Annotated in this window: 15 protein-coding genes; 8 read left to right on the top strand and 7 right to left on the bottom strand. The window is 72.3% G+C overall.

Going from position 1 to position 16,584, the window contains the following annotated elements; genetic code table 11:
• Window positions 1-66 precede the first annotated feature (66 nt).
• On the bottom strand, window positions 67-570 hold the full coding sequence (locus tag AC1Z4A_RS04385; RefSeq protein WP_483676495.1) for a hypothetical protein: 504 nt from the start codon (window positions 568-570) through the stop codon (window positions 67-69).
• 296 nt (window positions 571-866) lie between these two features.
• Here AC1Z4A_RS04385 and fmt point away from each other — a divergent pair, with 296 nt between their 5' ends.
• From fmt to AC1Z4A_RS04365, 4 genes are all read left to right on the top strand, one after another.
• The gene (gene fmt / locus AC1Z4A_RS04380; protein ID WP_483676494.1) at window positions 867-1,802 is read left to right on the top strand and encodes a methionyl-tRNA formyltransferase; all 936 of its coding nucleotides are present in this window, start codon (window positions 867-869) and stop codon (window positions 1,800-1,802) included.
• A 49-nt stretch (window positions 1,803-1,851) separates the two neighbouring features.
• On the top strand, window positions 1,852-3,285 hold the full coding sequence (locus AC1Z4A_RS04375; RefSeq protein WP_483676493.1) for an RsmB/NOP family class I SAM-dependent RNA methyltransferase: 1,434 nt from the start codon (window positions 1,852-1,854) through the stop codon (window positions 3,283-3,285).
• 113 nt (window positions 3,286-3,398) lie between these two features.
• Window positions 3,399-4,085 (top strand): ribulose-phosphate 3-epimerase, encoded by a 687-nt coding sequence (gene rpe / locus AC1Z4A_RS04370; RefSeq protein ID WP_483676492.1) that lies wholly within the window; start codon window positions 3,399-3,401, stop codon window positions 4,083-4,085.
• Window positions 4,086-4,260: 175 nt separating this feature from the next.
• Window positions 4,261-5,250 carry a sugar-binding transcriptional regulator gene (locus tag AC1Z4A_RS04365; RefSeq protein ID WP_181143586.1) on the top strand — a complete coding sequence of 330 codons (990 nt, stop codon included), beginning with the start codon at window positions 4,261-4,263 and terminating at the stop codon, window positions 5,248-5,250.
• Window positions 5,251-5,311: 61 nt separating this feature from the next.
• Here AC1Z4A_RS04365 and AC1Z4A_RS04360 read toward each other — a convergent pair whose 3' ends face one another.
• The 6 genes from AC1Z4A_RS04360 to AC1Z4A_RS04335 form a co-directional block, all read right to left on the bottom strand.
• Window positions 5,312-6,394 (bottom strand): HAD-IIIC family phosphatase, encoded by a 1,083-nt coding sequence (locus AC1Z4A_RS04360; protein ID WP_483676491.1) that lies wholly within the window; start codon window positions 6,392-6,394, stop codon window positions 5,312-5,314.
• Between the two features lie 17 nt (window positions 6,395-6,411).
• Entirely contained in the window at window positions 6,412-7,575 is a 1,164-nt protein-coding gene (locus tag AC1Z4A_RS04355) for an acyl-CoA dehydrogenase family protein (RefSeq protein ID WP_483676490.1), read from the bottom strand.
• Window positions 7,568-7,864, bottom strand: coding sequence for an acyl carrier protein (locus tag AC1Z4A_RS04350; RefSeq protein WP_483676489.1), 297 nt, complete (start codon window positions 7,862-7,864; stop codon window positions 7,568-7,570). Before AC1Z4A_RS04350 ends, AC1Z4A_RS04355 begins: the two co-directional genes overlap by 8 nt.
• Window positions 7,861-8,727, bottom strand: coding sequence for a 3-hydroxyacyl-CoA dehydrogenase family protein (locus tag AC1Z4A_RS04345; RefSeq protein WP_483683502.1), 867 nt, complete (start codon window positions 8,725-8,727; stop codon window positions 7,861-7,863). The genes AC1Z4A_RS04350 and AC1Z4A_RS04345 overlap by 4 nt, the downstream gene beginning before the upstream one ends.
• 156 nt (window positions 8,728-8,883) lie before the next feature.
• Window positions 8,884-9,552 carry an O-methyltransferase gene (locus AC1Z4A_RS04340; RefSeq protein WP_483676488.1) on the bottom strand — a complete coding sequence of 223 codons (669 nt, stop codon included), beginning with the start codon at window positions 9,550-9,552 and terminating at the stop codon, window positions 8,884-8,886.
• 50 nt (window positions 9,553-9,602) lie between these two features.
• Window positions 9,603-10,340: a thioesterase II family protein gene (locus AC1Z4A_RS04335; protein ID WP_483683501.1), complete on the bottom strand. Its 738-nt coding sequence runs from the start codon at window positions 10,338-10,340 to the stop codon at window positions 9,603-9,605.
• A gap of 591 nt (window positions 10,341-10,931) precedes the next feature.
• On the opposite strand from AC1Z4A_RS04335, the gene AC1Z4A_RS04330 reads away from it, so the two are divergent.
• From AC1Z4A_RS04330 to AC1Z4A_RS04315, 4 genes are all read left to right on the top strand, one after another.
• Complete coding sequence (locus AC1Z4A_RS04330) at window positions 10,932-13,742, top strand: helix-turn-helix transcriptional regulator (protein WP_483676487.1); 2,811 nt, start codon at window positions 10,932-10,934, stop codon at window positions 13,740-13,742.
• A gap of 170 nt (window positions 13,743-13,912) precedes the next feature.
• A complete protein-coding gene (locus AC1Z4A_RS04325) occupies window positions 13,913-14,494 on the top strand; it encodes a TetR/AcrR family transcriptional regulator (protein WP_483676486.1) in 582 nt (193 codons plus the stop codon).
• A gap of 72 nt (window positions 14,495-14,566) precedes the next feature.
• Window positions 14,567-15,520, top strand: a complete 954-nt coding sequence (locus tag AC1Z4A_RS04320) for a quinone oxidoreductase family protein (protein WP_483676485.1) — start codon at window positions 14,567-14,569, stop codon at window positions 15,518-15,520.
• Window positions 15,521-15,626: 106 nt separating this feature from the next.
• Entirely contained in the window at window positions 15,627-16,574 is a 948-nt protein-coding gene (locus tag AC1Z4A_RS04315; protein WP_483676484.1) for an ATP-binding cassette domain-containing protein, read from the top strand.
• The last annotated feature ends 10 nt before the right edge of the window (window positions 16,575-16,584 follow it).

Raw genomic sequence — 16,584 nt, 5'->3', positions numbered from 1 at the left:
GGGTGGGATTCCCCAATCCCGCCCCTTCCCGAAACCGGGGGGCGCGCCCCCGGGTCCCCCGGGGGTTCAGCCGTTCCTCGGGCCCGGGAAGACCGAGGCCCGGGGTTCTTCGCGGTGGGCCGTGGGCTGGCCCGGGACCGTGCGGGCCGCCGGGACGACCGGCACCGCCGACGGCTCCGCGGTGCGGACCTGCTCCGTGGCCTCGGTCGTGCCCTGCGCGCCCGCGCGGCGCGCACCGTAGCGGCGGTGCACCGCCTGCTTGGTGACGCCCAGCGCCGAACCCACCGCGTCCCACGAGAAGCCCAGCGAGCGGTCGAAGTCCACCGCCGCCGTGACCAGCGTCTCGACGCTGTCCCGCAGCTCCTGCGCCAGCCGCACGGTCGGCGCGGGGGCACGGCCGTAGACGACGAAGCCCGCGGACGGGCCGGTGCGGCGGGGGCGGTACACGTTGCCCAGCTGAGCGGTGAGGGTGCGCAGGGCGTCCACCTGGCGGCGGACCCTCTCGATGTCCCGGACCAGGAGATGCAGGCTGGCCCGTGCCTGGGCGTCGTGGGTTGCGTGGTCGGGCATGAACAAGCCTCTCGGACCGGCGGTTAAAAGGACGAATCGGGGATGAGAGTTGACGGACGGTTGACAGTCAACGGAACGGAAGCGGGCCGCGGTTGCGGCCCGTTCAGGTCAATCTCTCTTGACCCAACGCGCCAGGGGCCGCTGGGTCACGGTATGGGGGCGTACATCCGCCGGAATGGGGCGCGCACCAGCCCGCACGCCCCCCGGTGCCCGGCCGCCTCTAGACTGGTCCGCCGTCCCGCAATGCCGGCCCCCGGCGCCACGAGAGCGCTCACGAGAGAGGTAGTCCGCCACCCATGAGGCTCGTCTTCGCCGGTACCCCCGAGGTCGCCGTCCCCGCCCTCGACGCCCTGCTCGCCTCGGAGCGGCACGAGGTCGTCGCCGTCGTCACCCGCCCCGACGCCCCCGCCGGGCGCGGCCGCCGGCTGGTCGCCAGCCCCGTCGCCGAGCGCGCGGAGGAAGCCGGCATCGAGGTCCTCAAGCCCGCCCGCCCGCGCGACGAGGACTTCCTCGCCCGGCTGCGCGAGATCGCCCCCGACTGCTGCCCGGTCGTCGCCTACGGTGCGCTGCTGCCCAAGGCCGCCCTGGAGATCCCGGTCCACGGCTGGGTGAACCTGCACTTCTCCCTGTTGCCGGCCTGGCGCGGCGCCGCCCCCGTCCAGCACGCGATCCTCGCCGGGGACGAGGTCACCGGAGCCTCCACCTTCCAGATCGAGGAGGGCCTGGACTCCGGGCCCGTCTACGGCGTGCTGACCGAACAGGTCCGCCCCACCGACACCAGCGGCGACCTGCTGACCCGGCTCGCCTTCGCCGGCGCCGGGCTGCTGGCCGCCACCATGGACGGCATCGAGGACGGCTCGCTCAAGGCCGTGCCGCAGCCCGCGGACGGCATCTCCCTCGCCCCGAAGATCAGCGTCGAGGACGCCCGCATCGACTGGTCCGCGCCCGCGCTGCGCGTCGACCGCGTCGTCCGCGGCTGCGCCCCCGCCCCCGGCGCCTGGACGACCTTCCGTGGCGACCGTCTGAAGGTCATGTCCGTGACCCCGGCCCCCGACCGCACGGACCTCGCACCGGGCGAGGTCGCCGTCGCGAAGAACTCCCTCCACGTCGGCACCGGCTCGCACGCGGTGCAGCTGCAGTGGGTCCAGCCGCAGGGCAAGAAGCCGATGCAGGCGGCCGACTGGGCCCGCGGCGTCCGTATCACCGCAGGCGAGAAGCTCGCCGCCCAGTGACGCGGCGTAGGCTGGAGACCTTCATCAGCCCAGCTCCGGAGCACCTTTCGTGAACGATCAGACCCCTCGCAAGCGTCCCGCGAAGCCCCACCGCCGGCCCAAGAAGGACCCGGTGCGGATGCTTGCCTTCGAGGCGCTGCGGGCCGTCGACGAGCGGGACGCGTACGCGAACCTGGTGCTCCCCCCGCTGCTGCGCAAGGCCCGGGAGAAGAGCGGCTTCGAGGCGCGCGACGCCGCGCTCGCCACGGAGCTGGTCTACGGGACGCTGCGCCGCCAGGGCACCTACGACGCGATCATCGCGTCCTGCGTCGACCGCCCGCTGCGCGAGGTGGACCCGCCGGTGCTGGACGTCCTGAGCCTGGGCGCCCACCAGCTGCTCGGCACCCGCATCCCCAGCCACGCCGCGGTCTCGGCCAGCGTCGAGCTGGCGCGCTGCGTGCTGGGCGACGGGCGCGCGAAGTTCGTCAACGCCGTGCTGCGCAGGATCGCCGCCCACGACCTGGACGCCTGGCTGGAGAAGGTCGCCCCGCCGTACGAGGACGACCCCGAGGAGCACCTCGCGGTCGTGCACTCGCACCCACGCTGGATCGTCTCCGCCCTGTGGGACGCGCTCGGCGGCGGCCGGGCGGGCATCGAGGACCTCCTGACGGCGGACAACGAGCGGCCCGAGGTCACCCTGGTCGCCCGGCCCGGCCGCTCGACCACCGACGAGCTGCTGGCCGCGCTCGGCGGCGACGCCGGGCTGCCCGGCCGCTGGTCCCCGCACGCCGTGCGGCTCGCCGAGGGCGGCGAGCCCGGGGCGCTGGACGCCGTGCGCGAGGGCCGCGCGGGCGTCCAGGACGAGGGCAGCCAGCTGATCGCCCTCGCCCTCGCGGCGGCCCCGCTGGAGGGGCCGGACGAGCGCTGGCTGGACGGCTGCGCGGGGCCCGGCGGCAAGGCCGCCCTGCTCGGCGCGCTCGCGGCGCAGCGCGGTGCCGCGCTGCTGGCCTCCGAGAAGCAGCCGCACCGCGCCCGTCTCGTCGAGCGCGCGCTGTCCGGCAACCCCGGCCCGTACCAGGTGATCGCCGCCGACGGCACCCGTCCGCCGTGGCGGGAGGGCTCCTTCGACCGGGTCCTGGTCGACGTGCCCTGCACGGGCCTGGGCGCCCTGCGCCGGCGGCCCGAGGCCCGCTGGCGGCGCCGCCCCGAGGACCTGGCCGGCTTCGCGCCGCTCCAGCGCGACCTGCTGCGCGAGGCGCTGCGGGCGGTGCGGGTCGGCGGGGTCGTCGGGTACGCCACGTGCTCGCCGCACCTGGCGGAGACGCGGGTCGTGGTGGAGGACGTCCTCAAGGGGCGCGGCGGGTCCGCGCCGGAGGCGGAGTGGATCGATGCGCGGCCGCTGATGCCGGGGGTGCCGGCGCTGGGCGAGGGGCCGGACGTGCAGCTGTGGCCGCATGTGCACGGTACGGATGCGATGTATCTGGCGCTGCTGCGGCGCGTGTAACCGGGGGCTCCGCCCCCGGACCCCCGGTCCTCAAATGCCGGACGGGCTGTATCGGCCCCCGGCCACGAGCCCCACGGTCAACGCCGCGCCCGCGGCATGGCAGGCTTGGGGGCATGGCCGTGCAGATCAACCCCAGCATCCTTTCCGCCGACTTCGCCCGTCTCGCCGAAGAGGCGCAGGCCGTCGAAGGCGCGGACTGGCTCCACGTCGACGTGATGGACAACCACTTCGTGCCCAACCTCACGCTCGGTGTGCCGGTCGTGGAGTCGCTGGTCAAGGCCACCGACACCCCGCTGGACTGCCACCTGATGATCGAGGACCCGGACCGCTGGGCCCCGCAGTACGCCGAGGCGGGCGCCGGGTCGGTGACCTTCCACGCGGAGGCCGCCCACGCGCCCGTACGGCTCGCGCGGGAGATCCGGCGGCTGGGGGCCCGGGCGTCGATGGCGCTCAAGCCCGCCACGCCGATCGAGCCCTTCGAGGACCTGCTGCCCGAGCTGGACATGCTCCTCATCATGACCGTGGAGCCCGGCTTCGGCGGCCAGGCGTTCCTCGACATCATGCTGCCCAAGATCCGCCGCACCCGGGAGCTGATCTCGCGGCACAACCTCCCGATTTGGCTCCAGGTCGACGGCGGCGTCTCGGCCGCCACGATCGAGCGCTGCGCCGAGGCCGGCGCGGACGTGTTCGTAGCCGGATCCGCCGTCTACGGTACGGACGACCCGGCGGCCGCCGTACGCTCTCTGCGCACGCAGGCGGAAAAGGCCACCGCCGGTGCACCCTGGGCCTGCGCCCACTGACCCACCCGGCGCCCCGTGCCGCTCGCCCGAATTGCTGAGGGCGGAGGTCGAGGACTGATCAAGGACCGCCGCATCTGACAGGATGAGACCGAGTCCAACAGCTCCACAGCTTGCACACAAGCGTGGACACAGTAGTGAGGAGATCGCGGTGTCGACGGGCCGTTCAGCGTCGCCCATGGGGCCCGCCGAGCTGGTGCAGGCGGCGGCGATGGCCCGCCGCTTCTACCTCGAGGGCAAGTCGAAGATCCAGATCGCCGAGGAGTTCGGCGTGAGCCGCTTCAAGGTGGCCAGGGTGCTGGAGACGGCCCTGGAGCGGGATCTGGTGCGGATCGAGATCCGGGTGCCGGCCGAGCTGGACGCGGAGCGCTCCGACGCGCTGCGCGCCCGCTACGGGCTGCGGCACGCGGTCGTGGTGGAGTCCCCGGCCGACGCGGCCGACGACGCGCCCGACCCGGAGAACCTGGGCGAGGTGGCGGCCGACCTGCTCGGCGAGCTGGTGCACGAGGGCGATGTGCTCGGCCTGGCCTGGGGCCGGTCCACGATCCACATGGCCGCCGCCCTGCACCGGCTGCCTCCGTGCACGGTCGTGCAGCTCACGGGCGTGTACGACGCGGGCACCGCCGAGCGCGGCTCGGTGGAGGCCGTGCGCCGCGCGGCCCAGGTCTCCGGCGGCGAGGCGCACCCGATCTACGCGCCGATGCTGCTGCCCGACTCGGCCACCGCCGCCGCGCTGCGCGGCCAGACGGGCATCGCGCGGGCCTTCGACTACTTCGACAAGGTCACGGTCGCGGCGGTCTCGATCGGCTCCTGGGCGCCGGGCATCTCGACCGTCTACGACATGCTCACCGAGGAGGAGCGCGCCCACTACGCCTCGCTGGGTGCCGCCGCGGAGATGTCCGCGCACCTCTTCGACGCCGAGGGCCGGCGCATCGGCCGGGACCTGGGCGAGCGCTGCATCACGGTCGAGGCGGACCGGCTGCGCCGCATCCCGGAGGTCGTGGCGATCGCGGGCGGGCTGCGCAAGGCGGCGGCGATCGGTGCCGTGCTGCGCTCCGGGCTGGTCACCAGCCTGGTCACGGACACCGCCGCCGCCGACCACCTGCTCCTGGAGACCGGTCCCGGCCCCCGCCCGGCGCTGGACCGGGCGGACCCGGACGGCGGCTGACGCCGGGGCCCGGTGGGGCCCCGGCGTCAGCCGGACGGCAGTGGGGTCAGCGGCGGCGCGGTCAGACGACCGGCGCCGCCAGCTCGGGGGCAATGAGCTTCATCGTGGTGGGGGGCTGCTGCCGCTGCGGGGTGAGGTGGAGCCGCTCGATGCCCTCCTCGGCGGCGGGCTCCAGGGCGTCCCGGCAGGCGCACGGGTCGTCCGTGTAGCCCGCGAAGCGGTAGGCGATGTCCATCATCCGGTTGCGGTCGGTCCGGCGGAAGTCGGCCACCAGGTGGACCCCGGCCCGGCCGGCCTCGTCGGCCAGCCAGTTGAGGATGACGCTCCCGGCGCCGAACGAGACGACCCGGCAGGACGTGGCCAGCAGCTTGAGGTGCCACACCCCGGGCCGCCGCGCGACGAGCAGGACGCCGACGGCGCCGTGCGGGCCGAAGCGGTCGGCCATGGCGGCGGTCAGCACCTCTTGTTCCGGATCGTTCAGCAGGGCGCGCAGCGTCGCATCGGAGTAGTGCACTCCGGTGGCGTTCATCTGGCTGGTGCGCAGGGTGAGTTCCTCGACCCGGGACAGTTCCTCCTCGCCCGCCCGGTCGATCCGCATCACCATCTCCAGGGAGCGCAGGAACTCCTCGTCGGGCCCGGCGAAGCTCGCCTGCTCGGCCTCCCGCCGGAACCTGGCCTGGTACATCCGGCGCCGCCGCCGCGAGTCCACGGTGACGGTGGCCGGGCTGAACTCCGGCAGCTCCAGCAGGGATCCGGCCTGCTCCGCCGGGTAGCAGCGGATCTCGGGCAGGTGGAAGGCGACCTCCGCGCGCTCGGCGGGCTGGTCGTCGACGAACGCCACGGCCGCGGGGGCGAAGTTCAGCTCGTCGGCGATCGCGCGTACCGACTCCGACTTCGGGCCCCAGCCGATCTTCGGCAGGACGAAGTACTCGGCGAGGCCCAGCTCCGTCAGCCGGGCCCAGGCCGGGTCGTGGTCGTTCTTGCTGGCCACGGACTGGAGGATGCCGCGCGCGTCGAGGCCGACGACGACCTCCCGCACGGCGGCGTCGACCTCGGCCGGGCCGCCCTCCAGCAGCGTGCCCCGCCAGAGGGTGTTGTCCAGGTCCCAGACCAGGCACTTCACCAGGGTTGGCCGGTCGGCCACGACTCCTCCTCAAGTCCTCAAGGACGCCGGTCCGCTGCGGCCGCCGTGCTCGTCACGTGCTGCGCCAGCAGCAGCCGGCAGATCTCGTTGCTGCCTTCGATGATTTCCATGAGCTTGGCGTCCCGGTACGCCCGGGCCACCACCTCGCCGTCGGACGCGCCGGCCGAGCCCAGGACCTGCACGGCGGTGGCGGCACCGCGCGCGGCGTTCACGGCGCTGGTGTGCTTGGCGAGCACGGTCGCGACGACGACGTCGGGGGAGCCCGCGTCCCAGCGGTCGCTGGCGTACTCGCAGGCCCGTGCCGCGGACTGCTCGGCGACCAGCAGGTCGGCCAGGTGCCCCGCGACGAGCTGGTGCTGCGCGAGCGGCTTGCCGAACTGCTCCCGGGACGAGGCGTGCCGGGCGGCCGCGTCCAGGCAGGCCCGCAGGATGCCCACGCACCCCCAGGCGACCGAGAACCGGCCGTACGCGAGCGCCACCGTGACCAGCAGGGGCAGCGACTGCCCGAAGCCGCCCAGGACGGCGTCCTTGGGCAGCCGGACCGAGTCGAAGGAGAGGTCGGCGTGGCCCGCGGCGCGGCAGCCCATCGGGTCGGCCACGCGGCGCACCCGCACCCCCGGGGCGGTGGCGGGCACGACCACGGCCGCTGCCCCCCGGTCACCGGTGCCGTCTGTGCCTTCTTCATAGCGACCGAACACAACCAGCAGATCGGCGTAGTGCGCCGCCGTGATCCACTTCTTCTCGCCGTCGAGGACGACCGAGTCGCCCTCGGCACGGATCCGCGTGGTCATCGCGGACACGTCGCTGCCCGCCGAGGGCTCGCTGAAGCCCACGGCCGCCAGCTCCCCGCCGGTCAGCCGGGGGAGGAGGGCGCGCTGCTGCTCGCGGGTGCCGAGCCGCTGGACGGTCCACGCGGCCATGCCCTGCGAGGTCATCACGCTCCGCAGGGAGCTGCACAGGCTCCCCACGTAGGCGGTGAACTCGCCGTTGTCACGGCTGGAGGCGCCGAGTCCGCCGAATGCACCGGGGACCTGGGCGCACAGCGCGCCCCGGGCGCCGAGCGCGTGCAGCAGGTCGTGGGGTATCTCGCCCTTGAGGTCCCATGCGGCCGGCTGGTCCCCGACCAGCTCGCCGACCAGGCGGCGTTCCTCGGCGAGCGGCTCCGGGCGCGGCTCAGGCATCGGAGTCCGCGGCGGCCTCGTCGCGCAGCCGGAGCACCAGCCCGGACATGCCGTGTACGGTACGGAAGTTGTCGAGCTTGAGGTCCGGGCCGACGATGGCGATGTCGTACGTGCCCTCGAGGTGGACGACGAGTTCCATGGCGAACATCGACGAGACCAGGCCGGACGCGAACAGGTCCTGGTCCTTCTCGACGGTGGCCTTCGTCCTCGCCTCGAGGAACTCCAGCAGGGCCGTCTCGACGGTCTCGGCGGTCACCGGGGCGGTCGTGGTCAGTTCGTCGCTCGTCACGAAAGTGCCTCTCCATAGTCGAAAAACCCGCGGCCCGTCTTGCGGCCCAGGTCGCCCGCGCGGACCTTGTCGAGCAGGAATGCGCAGGGCCGGTAATCGTCGTTGCCGGTGCGCCGGTGCAGCACGTCGAGCGAGTCGGCGAGGTTGTCCAGGCCGATCAGGTCGCCGGTGCGCAGCGGGCCGGTCCGGTGCCCGAGGCACCCCTCCATCAGGGCGTCCACCGATTCGGCGGTGGTGATGCCCTCGCCGACGATCCGCGCCGCGTCGTTGATCATCGGGTGCAGCAGCCGGCTGGTCACGAAGCCGGGGGAGTCGCTCACCACGATCGCGCGCCGCTCGATGGCGCCGAGCAGCCCGGTGACCGCCGCCATGGTGGCCTCTCCGGTGCGCGGCCCGCGGACGACCTCGACCAGCCGGATCAGGTACGTCGGGTTCATGAAGTGGATGCCGACGAGTTCGGCGGGACGCAACACGGCGTCGGCCAGCTCGTCGATCGGAATTCCCGAGGTATTGGAAATCAGGGGGGTGCCGGGGCGTACGGCGGCTGATATCTCCCCGAGCACCTTGTACTTCAGCTCGGGCTGTTCGGTGACCGCCTCGATGACCGCCGTCGCCTCGACGCCGTCGGCCGCCGACACGGTGGTGACCAGTTCGCCGGTCTCCCGGTCGGCGGGCAGTGCGCCCATCAGCCGACCGTGCCGCACATTCGTGGATATCTCCGAACGGGCCTTCTCCAGCCGGTCCTCGTCAATGTCGACGAGGACCACCGGTACGCCGTGACCGATGGCCGTCGTTGCAATATTGGTGCCCATGACACCGGCGCCCAGCACAGTGAGCCGATGCGCCGTCAAATTGGCTGTCACCGAACCTCCGGAACAGTTGCCGCGGTTTCCGTCGAGCAATTCCGCATTTTCTGCGCCGCAAGGTGAGGAGGCGCGTGAATTCACCGTATTTACGCGCCCGTCGGACGGTCAACCCCCCTATCCGAAAGGTGTGTCACCCCTTAAGGGGTGCGGGGGTCACGGCTGCCGTTTGCGGGCCAGTGTGATGCCGTCGGCCATCACCAGCAGCGACATGTCGACGCGCTCGTCCCGGTGCAGCAGGAGGTTGAGTTCGCGTACCGCCGCGGTGTCCCGGTCCTGGGCCCCGGGGTCCACGACGCGTCCGAAGAACAGGGTGTTGTCGACGACGATCAGCCCGCCGGGGCGGGTGAGGGCGAGCGCGGACTCGTAGTACCTGGGGTAGTTGGCCTTGTCCGCGTCGATGAAGACCAGATCCACCGAGTCGGGGCCGAGTTCCTCCAGCAGCCGCTCCAGGGTGCCGGCGGCGTCGCCCACCCGCAGCTCGATCCGGTCGGAGACCCCGGCCTTGCTCCAGTACGGCGCGGCGACGGAGGCCCAGCGGTCCGTGATGTCGCAGGTGATCAGCCGGCCGCCGGCGGGCAGTGCGCGGGCCATGCACAGCGCGCTGTAGCCGGTGAAGGTCCCGACCTCCACCACGGTGGACGCGCCGCACAGGCGCACCAGCAGTGCCAGCAGCTGGCCTTCCTCGGCCATGACCTGCATCGCCGTGCCCATGGGCAGCGCCGCGGTCTCCTCGCGCAGTCCGCGCAGCAGCGGGTCGTCGCGCAGCGAGACGTCCCTGACGTATTCCAGCAGGGCGTCCGAGGATTGAATCTGATCGGCCATCGGCAGTGGGCTCCCCTGAATCGGAAAGAGAATCGGAAATCGGCTGGGAGTCAGATCGAGAGAAAGAGGTCGGAGATCAGGTTGACCACTTCCGGCTGGTGCTCCTCGAGGAAGAAGTGCCCGCCGGGGAACACCTGGAGTTCGAATGTCCCGGAGGTGTGCCGGCCCCAGCCGTTGGCCTCGTTGGCGCTCACCTTCGGATCCCGGTCGCCGATCAGGGCGATGACCGGGCAGCTGACCCGGGCGCCCGGCCGGTGCCGGTAGGTCTCGAAGGCCTTGTAGTCGCTCCTGATGGAGGGCAGGATGATGCGCAGCATCTGTTCGTCGGAGAGCGGGGCGGCGTCCGAGTCCGCTCCGTTCAGCCGTTGCACCTCGGCGACCAGGCCCCTGTCGTCGAGGAGGTGAATGCGCTCGTCCCGCCCGCTCGTCGGGGCCGGGCAGCCGGCGGCGAACAGGGCCAGCGGGCACGTCCGTTGTTTCTCCTCCAGCAGCAGGGCCAGTTCGAAACCCACCAGCGCACCCATGTCCTGGCCGAACAGCAGCATCGGCAGGTCGGCCCAGTCGGAAAGCGCGTCGAATACGTGGCCCGCCAGTTCGTGGACGTCCTCGATGCATCCCTCGGAATGCCGGTCCTGCCGCCCGGGATACTGCACGGAGAGCACTTCCAGCGACGGTGCGAGCTGCTCCGACATATGGAAGAAGAAGTTCGCCGAACCGCCCATGTGCGGAAGACAGACGAGGCGCGCTCTAGGGGTTGCTGACGGGGTGAAACGTCTGATCCAGAGCATGTTGTCTTCGGCATGAGACGGCATCGGCTGGTCCGCTCCTTCTCGCGAGATGTCCGGCCCACCGCACCGGCCGACCCGCCGAGACCGCGGTGGAATGGCCCTGACGGCGGTTCTGCCGTACTCAACCACGCCGGACTCCCGACCGGAATACTGTCGAGCGGGGCGGGTGCTGCCAACCCGTGGGCCTCCCCTAGCAACCCCTACCGGTGGCAGCCCCTGTCCGGGGGCCGGACGGCCATTGATCGTTTCGCCCCGGTGGGATATTGATCGGCCCGCCGGAACCTCGATCAAATCCAGCGGTTTGGCTGGAACTTGGTCAGGGATTTATCCCCTCTTTACCTCTTTGGAATTATGTCGGCAGACACACGATTGTGTTAGGCGCGCGTTACCGGGGGTGCTGTGCCCCGGGGGCCGTCGACGATGCTTGTCGCGGCCCTCTCTCAGTTGTTACAGTCTCTCAGAACTTGCCCCAAAGATCATTGTGGTTACTGCCGCCCCGGTACGTCTGATCGAGTTCGGGCCCATCGCGCAACGTGACAATGAAACTGAAACTCTCAGCGACTTCACTTTTGCAGGTAGTCAGGACGGGGGATGACTGTGAACCTGTTCGAACGGGACGCCGAAATGGGTGTTCTCCGCGAATCCTTTGCCGCTGCAGCCCAGGGCCGAGGGGAAACGATAATTCTCAGCGGTGTGATCGGAGCCGGAAAGACCGCTCTCCTGCATGAGTTCAACGAGTTCGCTGCCGAATCCGGCGCGCTGGTGCTGACCTCCGCCTGCGGGCCGGCCGAGCAGAAGCTGCCGCTCGGCGCCATCGAGCAGTTATTCCGGGAGGCGCCGCTCACGGAGGAGAATGCCGCTCTCGTCCACGACATCCTCCGCGAGGCCGCCTCGCTCCCGCTGCCCCTGCCCGCGGCGCTCACCCGCTCGTGCGCCCGCATGGTCAAGGTCCTGTGCACCGCACTGCTCGACCTCGCCGACAGCAGCCCGGTCGTCGTCAGCGTCGACGACGTGCAGTCCGTGGACCGTCTGTCCATGGAGTGCCTGATGTATCTGGCCCGGCGCATCCGGCGCGCCCGGCTGCTGCTGATGGTCAGTGAGCGGGCCGGTGCACCCGCCGCGGACCGGGCCTTCCGCGCGGACCTCATGCACCAGCCGCACTGCCGCCGGATGAAGCTCAACCACCTGTCCCCCACCGCCATTGCGGCCATGCTGGCCGAGCGCCTGGAGGTGCCCGTGGGCGGCCAGCCGGCCGCCGACTGCCATGCGTTCAGCGGCGGCAACCCGCTCCTCGCCCGCGCCGTCGTCGACGACCAGCCCCGCGACGCGGCCGCCGGGGAGGGCAGGGGCCCGGCACCCCAGCCCGGCGAGGCGTACGCGGACGCGGTGCTGGCCTGTCTGCACCGGTCCGGCTGCCGGACCGTCGAGGTCGCGCGCGGCCTGGCCCTGCTCGGCGACAACGCCGCCCCCGAGTTCATCGGTGCCCTCGTCGGCGCGGGCACCGGCGAGGTGACCGAGGCCGTCGAACGCCTGGAGGCGATCGGCCTGCTGGCGGCCGGACGGTTCCGGCACCCCGTCGGCCGGACGGCCGTCCTGCACCAGATGGGCGTCGCGCGCCGCGTCGAACTGCACGTACGGGCCGCCGAGTTGCTGTACCGCGAGGGAGTGGAGGCCACCGCGGTCGCAGAGCACCTCGTCGCCTCGGACGGCGACCCGGGGTCGTGGGCCGTCGGCGTGCTCCAGGACGCCGCCACGTGCGCGGTCGCCGAGGGCAGGGTGGAGTTCGCGCTGGACTGCCTCGAACTGGCCCGGCGCAACTGCGCCGACGAGCGCCGCCGGGCCGTGCTCACGGTGCTGCTCGCCGACACCGAACTGCGGTCCGGCTCCTCGTCGGCGTCGGCCCGGCACCTGCCCCGGCTGAACGCCGCCCTGCGGGAGGGCGAACTGGGCGGCCGGCTCGCCGTGACCGCCATCGACCACCTGCTCTGGTTCGGCCACACCGACCAGGCGGGGGAGGCGCTGGAGCGGCTGCGGGGCACGGTCCGCCCCCTGGACGCCGAGACCACCAGGTCGCTGCGCGTGCTCCAGCGGTCGCTCGCCTCGTCCTACCCCGGCCTGCTGGCCAGGATGCCTGCGGACGCGGTCGCCCCCGCGGCCAAGGAGCCGACCCCCGTCACCGTCGCGAACGACCCCGTGCTGCACGCCGCCGAGGCGCTCACCACCGTGCTGACCGCGGGCCCGAACGGCGACGCGGTCACCGCGGCCGAGCAGATACTGCAGAGCGGCCGCCTGACCGGGGCGACGCTCAGCACGCTCACCAACGCCCTGTACGCCCTGATCTACGCGGACCGGCTGGACCTCGCCCTGCCCCGCTGCGACGCCCTGGTCGCCGAGGCGCGGGCGCGCAACTTCCGCACCGGGGAGGCCCGGCTCACGGCCGCCCGGGCGGAGATCGCCGTGCGGCTGGGCGATCTGGCGGGGGCGGAGGAGTACGCGGCCGCCGCGCTGACGCTGGTGCCGGCCGCCGGCTGGGGCGTCGGCGTCGGGGCGCCGCTCGCGAGCCGGCTGCTGGCCGCGACCGCGACGGGCCGGTTCGACGTGGCCGAGGAGGTGCTGGACCAGGCCGTGCCCAAGGGCATGTTCGGCACCCGGTTCGAGCTGCACTACCGGTACGCGTGCGGCGACCACTACCTGGCCACCGGCCGGCCGCACGCCGCGCTCGGGGAGTTCCAGATCTGCGGTGAGCTGATGGCCGACTGGGGCATCGACAGCCCGGGGCTCGTGCCGTGGCGGGCCGGGGCGGCCGAGGCGCTCGTCGCCCTGGAGGAGCGGGACCAGGCCAGGCGGCTGGCCGAGGAGCAGCTGGCGCGGTGCGGCGGCGGGGCGACACGGGCGCGCGGGCTCGGGCTGCGGGTCCTGGCGTCGGCGCTGGAGCCCCGGCAGCGGTTCCGGCCGCTGCGCGAGGCCGTCGACATCCTGCACGCCTGCGGCGCGCGGCTGGAGCTGGCGCGGGCGTTCGCCGACCTGAGCCAGGTGCACCACATGCTGGGCACCTCGGACCGGGCCCGGATGGTCGCGCGGCGGGCCTGGCAGCTGGCCAAGGCGTGCCAGGCCGAGCCGCTGTGCCAGCAGCTGATGCCGGGCTCGGGCCGGGTGGTGCCGAGGGCGCACCTGGGCCGCCCCGAGAAGTCCGGGGGCGTCGAGGCCCTGAGCGAGGCGGAGCGCAGGGTCGCGGCGCTGGCCGGGCAGGGCCTGACCAACCGGGAGATCGCCCGGAAGCTGCGGATCACGGTCAGTACCGTCGAGCAGCACCTGACCAGGGCCTACCGGAAACTCAACGTCAGGCGCCGGACGGACCTACCGGCCGAGGCCCAGCTGGACTTCGTCGGAACGGCCTCCTGACCAGCCACGGCCGGTCCCCTTCGAGGGGGACCGGCCGTTTTGTCGTTCGTGCGCTCTGTTCATGTGCTCCTGCATGTGCGCCCTCATGCTCTTCAGGGGCTTGACTGACAGCCACTGGCTAGTGAAAGATTCTCTCAGTAGAGAGATTTTCTCAGTTGATACGGGGACTCATGGGACTGCGCGAGCTGAAGAAGTTGCGGACGAAGAAGGAGGTACAGCGCCAGGCGCTGAAGCTCTACCTGGAGAAGGGGTACGACGCCGTCACGGTCGAGCAGATCGCGACCGCGGCGGAGATCTCGACGGCGACCTTCTACCGGTACTTCCGGGACAAGAAGGACGTGCTGTTCAACGACGAGTACGACCCGTTCTTCGAGGAGGCCTTCGCCCGGCGCCCGGTCGACGAGCCGCTGCCCGACGTCGTCTGCACCGTCTTCAGCGAACTCGCCAGCCAGCTCCTGAACGCCGACCGCGACGCGCTGCTGCTGCGGCACCGGCTGCTGCTCGGCGTCCCCGAGCTGCGGCAGCGCATGTACCAGGAGGCGTCCGCCAACATCGAGCAGCTCACCGAGCTGATCGCGAAGCGGACGGGGCGCGACGCCAAGGAGGACCTCGCGGTCCAGCTGGCTGCAACAGCGGCCAACGCCGCCTTCGCGTCGGCGGCCCTCTACTGGCTCGACCACGAGACGCAGCCCGACCTCACCCAGCTGATCGAGTTCGCCATGCATCGCATCAAGCCTGCACTCGAGCTCTGAAACGACCCTCTCCGGAACCACCTGAAGCACTGATGTCAACACTCTTGAACCTCTTACAAGGAGACAGCAGCGATGCATGCCGCCGTCGTGCGCACCATCGGACAGCCGCCCGTTTACGCGGAGTTCCCCGACCCCACGCCCCGCGAGGGTGAGGTCCTCATCCACGTCCGCGCCGCCGCGCTGACCAACCTGGGCAAGCTCGTCACGTACGACCCCGACTACTCGGCCGGCGCCGAGATCCCCTTCGTCGCCGGTGTCGAGGGCGTCGGCACGCTGGAGGACGGCACCCGCGTCGGCTTCGCCGCCCAGCGTCCGCCCTACGGCTCCATGGGCGAACTCAGCGTCTCCTACGGGGCGCTGGCCTTCCCCATCCCCGACGGCGTGAGCGACTCGGTCGCCGCCGCCCTGATCAACCCCGGCTTCTCCTCCTGGCTGCCGTTCGCCTCCAAGCTCCAGGTCGGGCCCGGCTCCAAGGTCCTCGTCCTGGGCGGCACCGGCGTCGCGGGCAAGCTCGCCGTGCAGATCGCCAAGCACCTCGGCGCGGAGCGCGTGGTGGCGGCCGGCCGCAACCGGGCCGCCCTCGAGGAGCTGCCCGCGCTCGGCGCCGACAAGGTCATCTCCCTGGACCAGCCCGACGAGAAGATCGCCGCCGAGTTCGCCCAGGAGGCCGGCGAGCACCCCTTCGACGTGGTCCTCGACTACATCTGGGGCCGCCCCGCCGAGATATTCCTCGGCTCCCTCCCGCGCAGCCTGGAGGCCGAGGGCGACGTCCGCTACGTACAGCTCGGCAACAGCGCCGGCCAGACCGCCTCGATCGAGGGCAACGCCCTGCGCCGGGCCGGCATCACCATCATCGGCACGGGCAGCATGCCGAGCCTCGAGATCGTCAAGGACGTGTGGGCCAAGATGACCGACGCGGTCGTCCAGGGCGCCCTGCGCGTCGACGTCGACGAGGTCCCGCTGTCCGAGGTCCACGACGCCTGGAACCGTGAGACGCCGGGCCGGCGCCTCGTGTTCGTCGTCTGACCGAGCCGACCGCAAGAGCTGGTGGCACCGGGGACCGGCCCGCAGAACCCCCGCTGCGAGGCCCGGCCCCGGTGCCACCGCGACCAGGGAAGACGACACCGACACCATGAACGAGCTGATGATCGAAACACTCGGCGTCGGCAAGACCTACGGCACCGTGCGGGCCCTGGCCGGGGTCACTCTGTCCGTGCCCGCGGGCACCGTGCTCGGCCTGCTCGGCCACAACGGCGCCGGCAAGACCACGCTCGTGAACATCCTGGCCACCCTCCAGCCCCCCAGTTCGGGCTCCGCCCGCGTCGCGGGCTTCGATGTGGCCGCCGACCCGGTCGAGGTCCGCCGCCGCATCGGCCTCACCGGCCAGTACGCCTCGGTCGACGAGCAGATGACCGGCCTGGACAACCTGATCCTGATCGCCCGGCTGCTCGGCGCCCACCCCCGGGCCGCCCGGGCGCGGGCGGAAGAACTCCTGGAGCGCTTCGAGCTGACCGCCGCCGCCAAGCGGCCCGTCCGCGGCTACTCCGGCGGCATGCGGCGCCGGCTCGACCTCGCCGCCAGCGTCGTGGGCAACCCGGCCGTGCTCTTCCTCGACGAGCCCACCACCGGGCTCGACCCCACCAGCCGCCTCACGCTCTGGACCATCGTCGAGGAGATGGCCGGCCAGGGCAGCACGGTGGTGCTCACCACCCAGTACCTCGACGAGGCCGACCGCCTGGCCGATGCCATCGCCGTCCTGTCCGCCGGGGCGGTCGTCGCCTCCGGCACCCCCGCGGAGCTGAAGGACCGGGTCGGCCGGCGCGCCGTCACCGTCACCCTGCAGACCCCCGAGGACGTGCCGCCCGCTGCCCGCGCACTGGAGTCGGCCGGTCTGCGCCCCTCGTACGACGAGAAGCGCATGAAGCTCACCACGCCGGTGGACAGCTCCCGTCAAGTGGCGGACGTGGTACGGGCCCTGGACGCCGTCCGCGTCGAGGCCGCCGAGCTGGCGATGACCGAGCCCACCCTCGACGACGTCTACCTCACCCTCGCCCGCAAGGCACCCGCCCTCACCGGATGAACACCGTAGG

It is taken from the genome of Streptomyces sp. 17_S59 (assembly GCF_056930295.1).
Note: the sequence above shows the minus strand (reverse complement) of the source record. Positions and strands in the feature narration are given on the sequence as shown.

What these genes read in the sequence shown, in the direction of transcription:
- AC1Z4A_RS04385 (WP_483676495.1), bottom strand. Translation starts at nt 570, where the DNA reads ATGCCCGACCACGCAACCCACGACGCCCAGGCACGGGCCAGCCTGCAT.
- rpe (WP_483676492.1), top strand. Translation starts at nt 3,399, where the DNA reads ATGGCCGTGCAGATCAACCCCAGCATCCTTTCCGCCGACTTCGCCCGT.
- fmt (WP_483676494.1), top strand. Translation starts at nt 867, where the DNA reads ATGAGGCTCGTCTTCGCCGGTACCCCCGAGGTCGCCGTCCCCGCCCTC.
- AC1Z4A_RS04320 (WP_483676485.1), top strand. Translation starts at nt 14,567, where the DNA reads ATGCATGCCGCCGTCGTGCGCACCATCGGACAGCCGCCCGTTTACGCG.
- AC1Z4A_RS04365 (WP_181143586.1), top strand. Translation starts at nt 4,261, where the DNA reads ATGGGGCCCGCCGAGCTGGTGCAGGCGGCGGCGATGGCCCGCCGCTTC.
- AC1Z4A_RS04335 (WP_483683501.1), bottom strand. Translation starts at nt 10,340, where the DNA reads ATGCTCTGGATCAGACGTTTCACCCCGTCAGCAACCCCTAGAGCGCGC.
- AC1Z4A_RS04330 (WP_483676487.1), top strand. Translation starts at nt 10,932, where the DNA reads ATGACTGTGAACCTGTTCGAACGGGACGCCGAAATGGGTGTTCTCCGC.
- AC1Z4A_RS04340 (WP_483676488.1), bottom strand. Translation starts at nt 9,552, where the DNA reads ATGGCCGATCAGATTCAATCCTCGGACGCCCTGCTGGAATACGTCAGG.
- AC1Z4A_RS04315 (WP_483676484.1), top strand. Translation starts at nt 15,627, where the DNA reads ATGAACGAGCTGATGATCGAAACACTCGGCGTCGGCAAGACCTACGGC.
- AC1Z4A_RS04325 (WP_483676486.1), top strand. Translation starts at nt 13,913, where the DNA reads ATGGGACTGCGCGAGCTGAAGAAGTTGCGGACGAAGAAGGAGGTACAG.
- AC1Z4A_RS04355 (WP_483676490.1), bottom strand. Translation starts at nt 7,575, where the DNA reads ATGCCTGAGCCGCGCCCGGAGCCGCTCGCCGAGGAACGCCGCCTGGTC.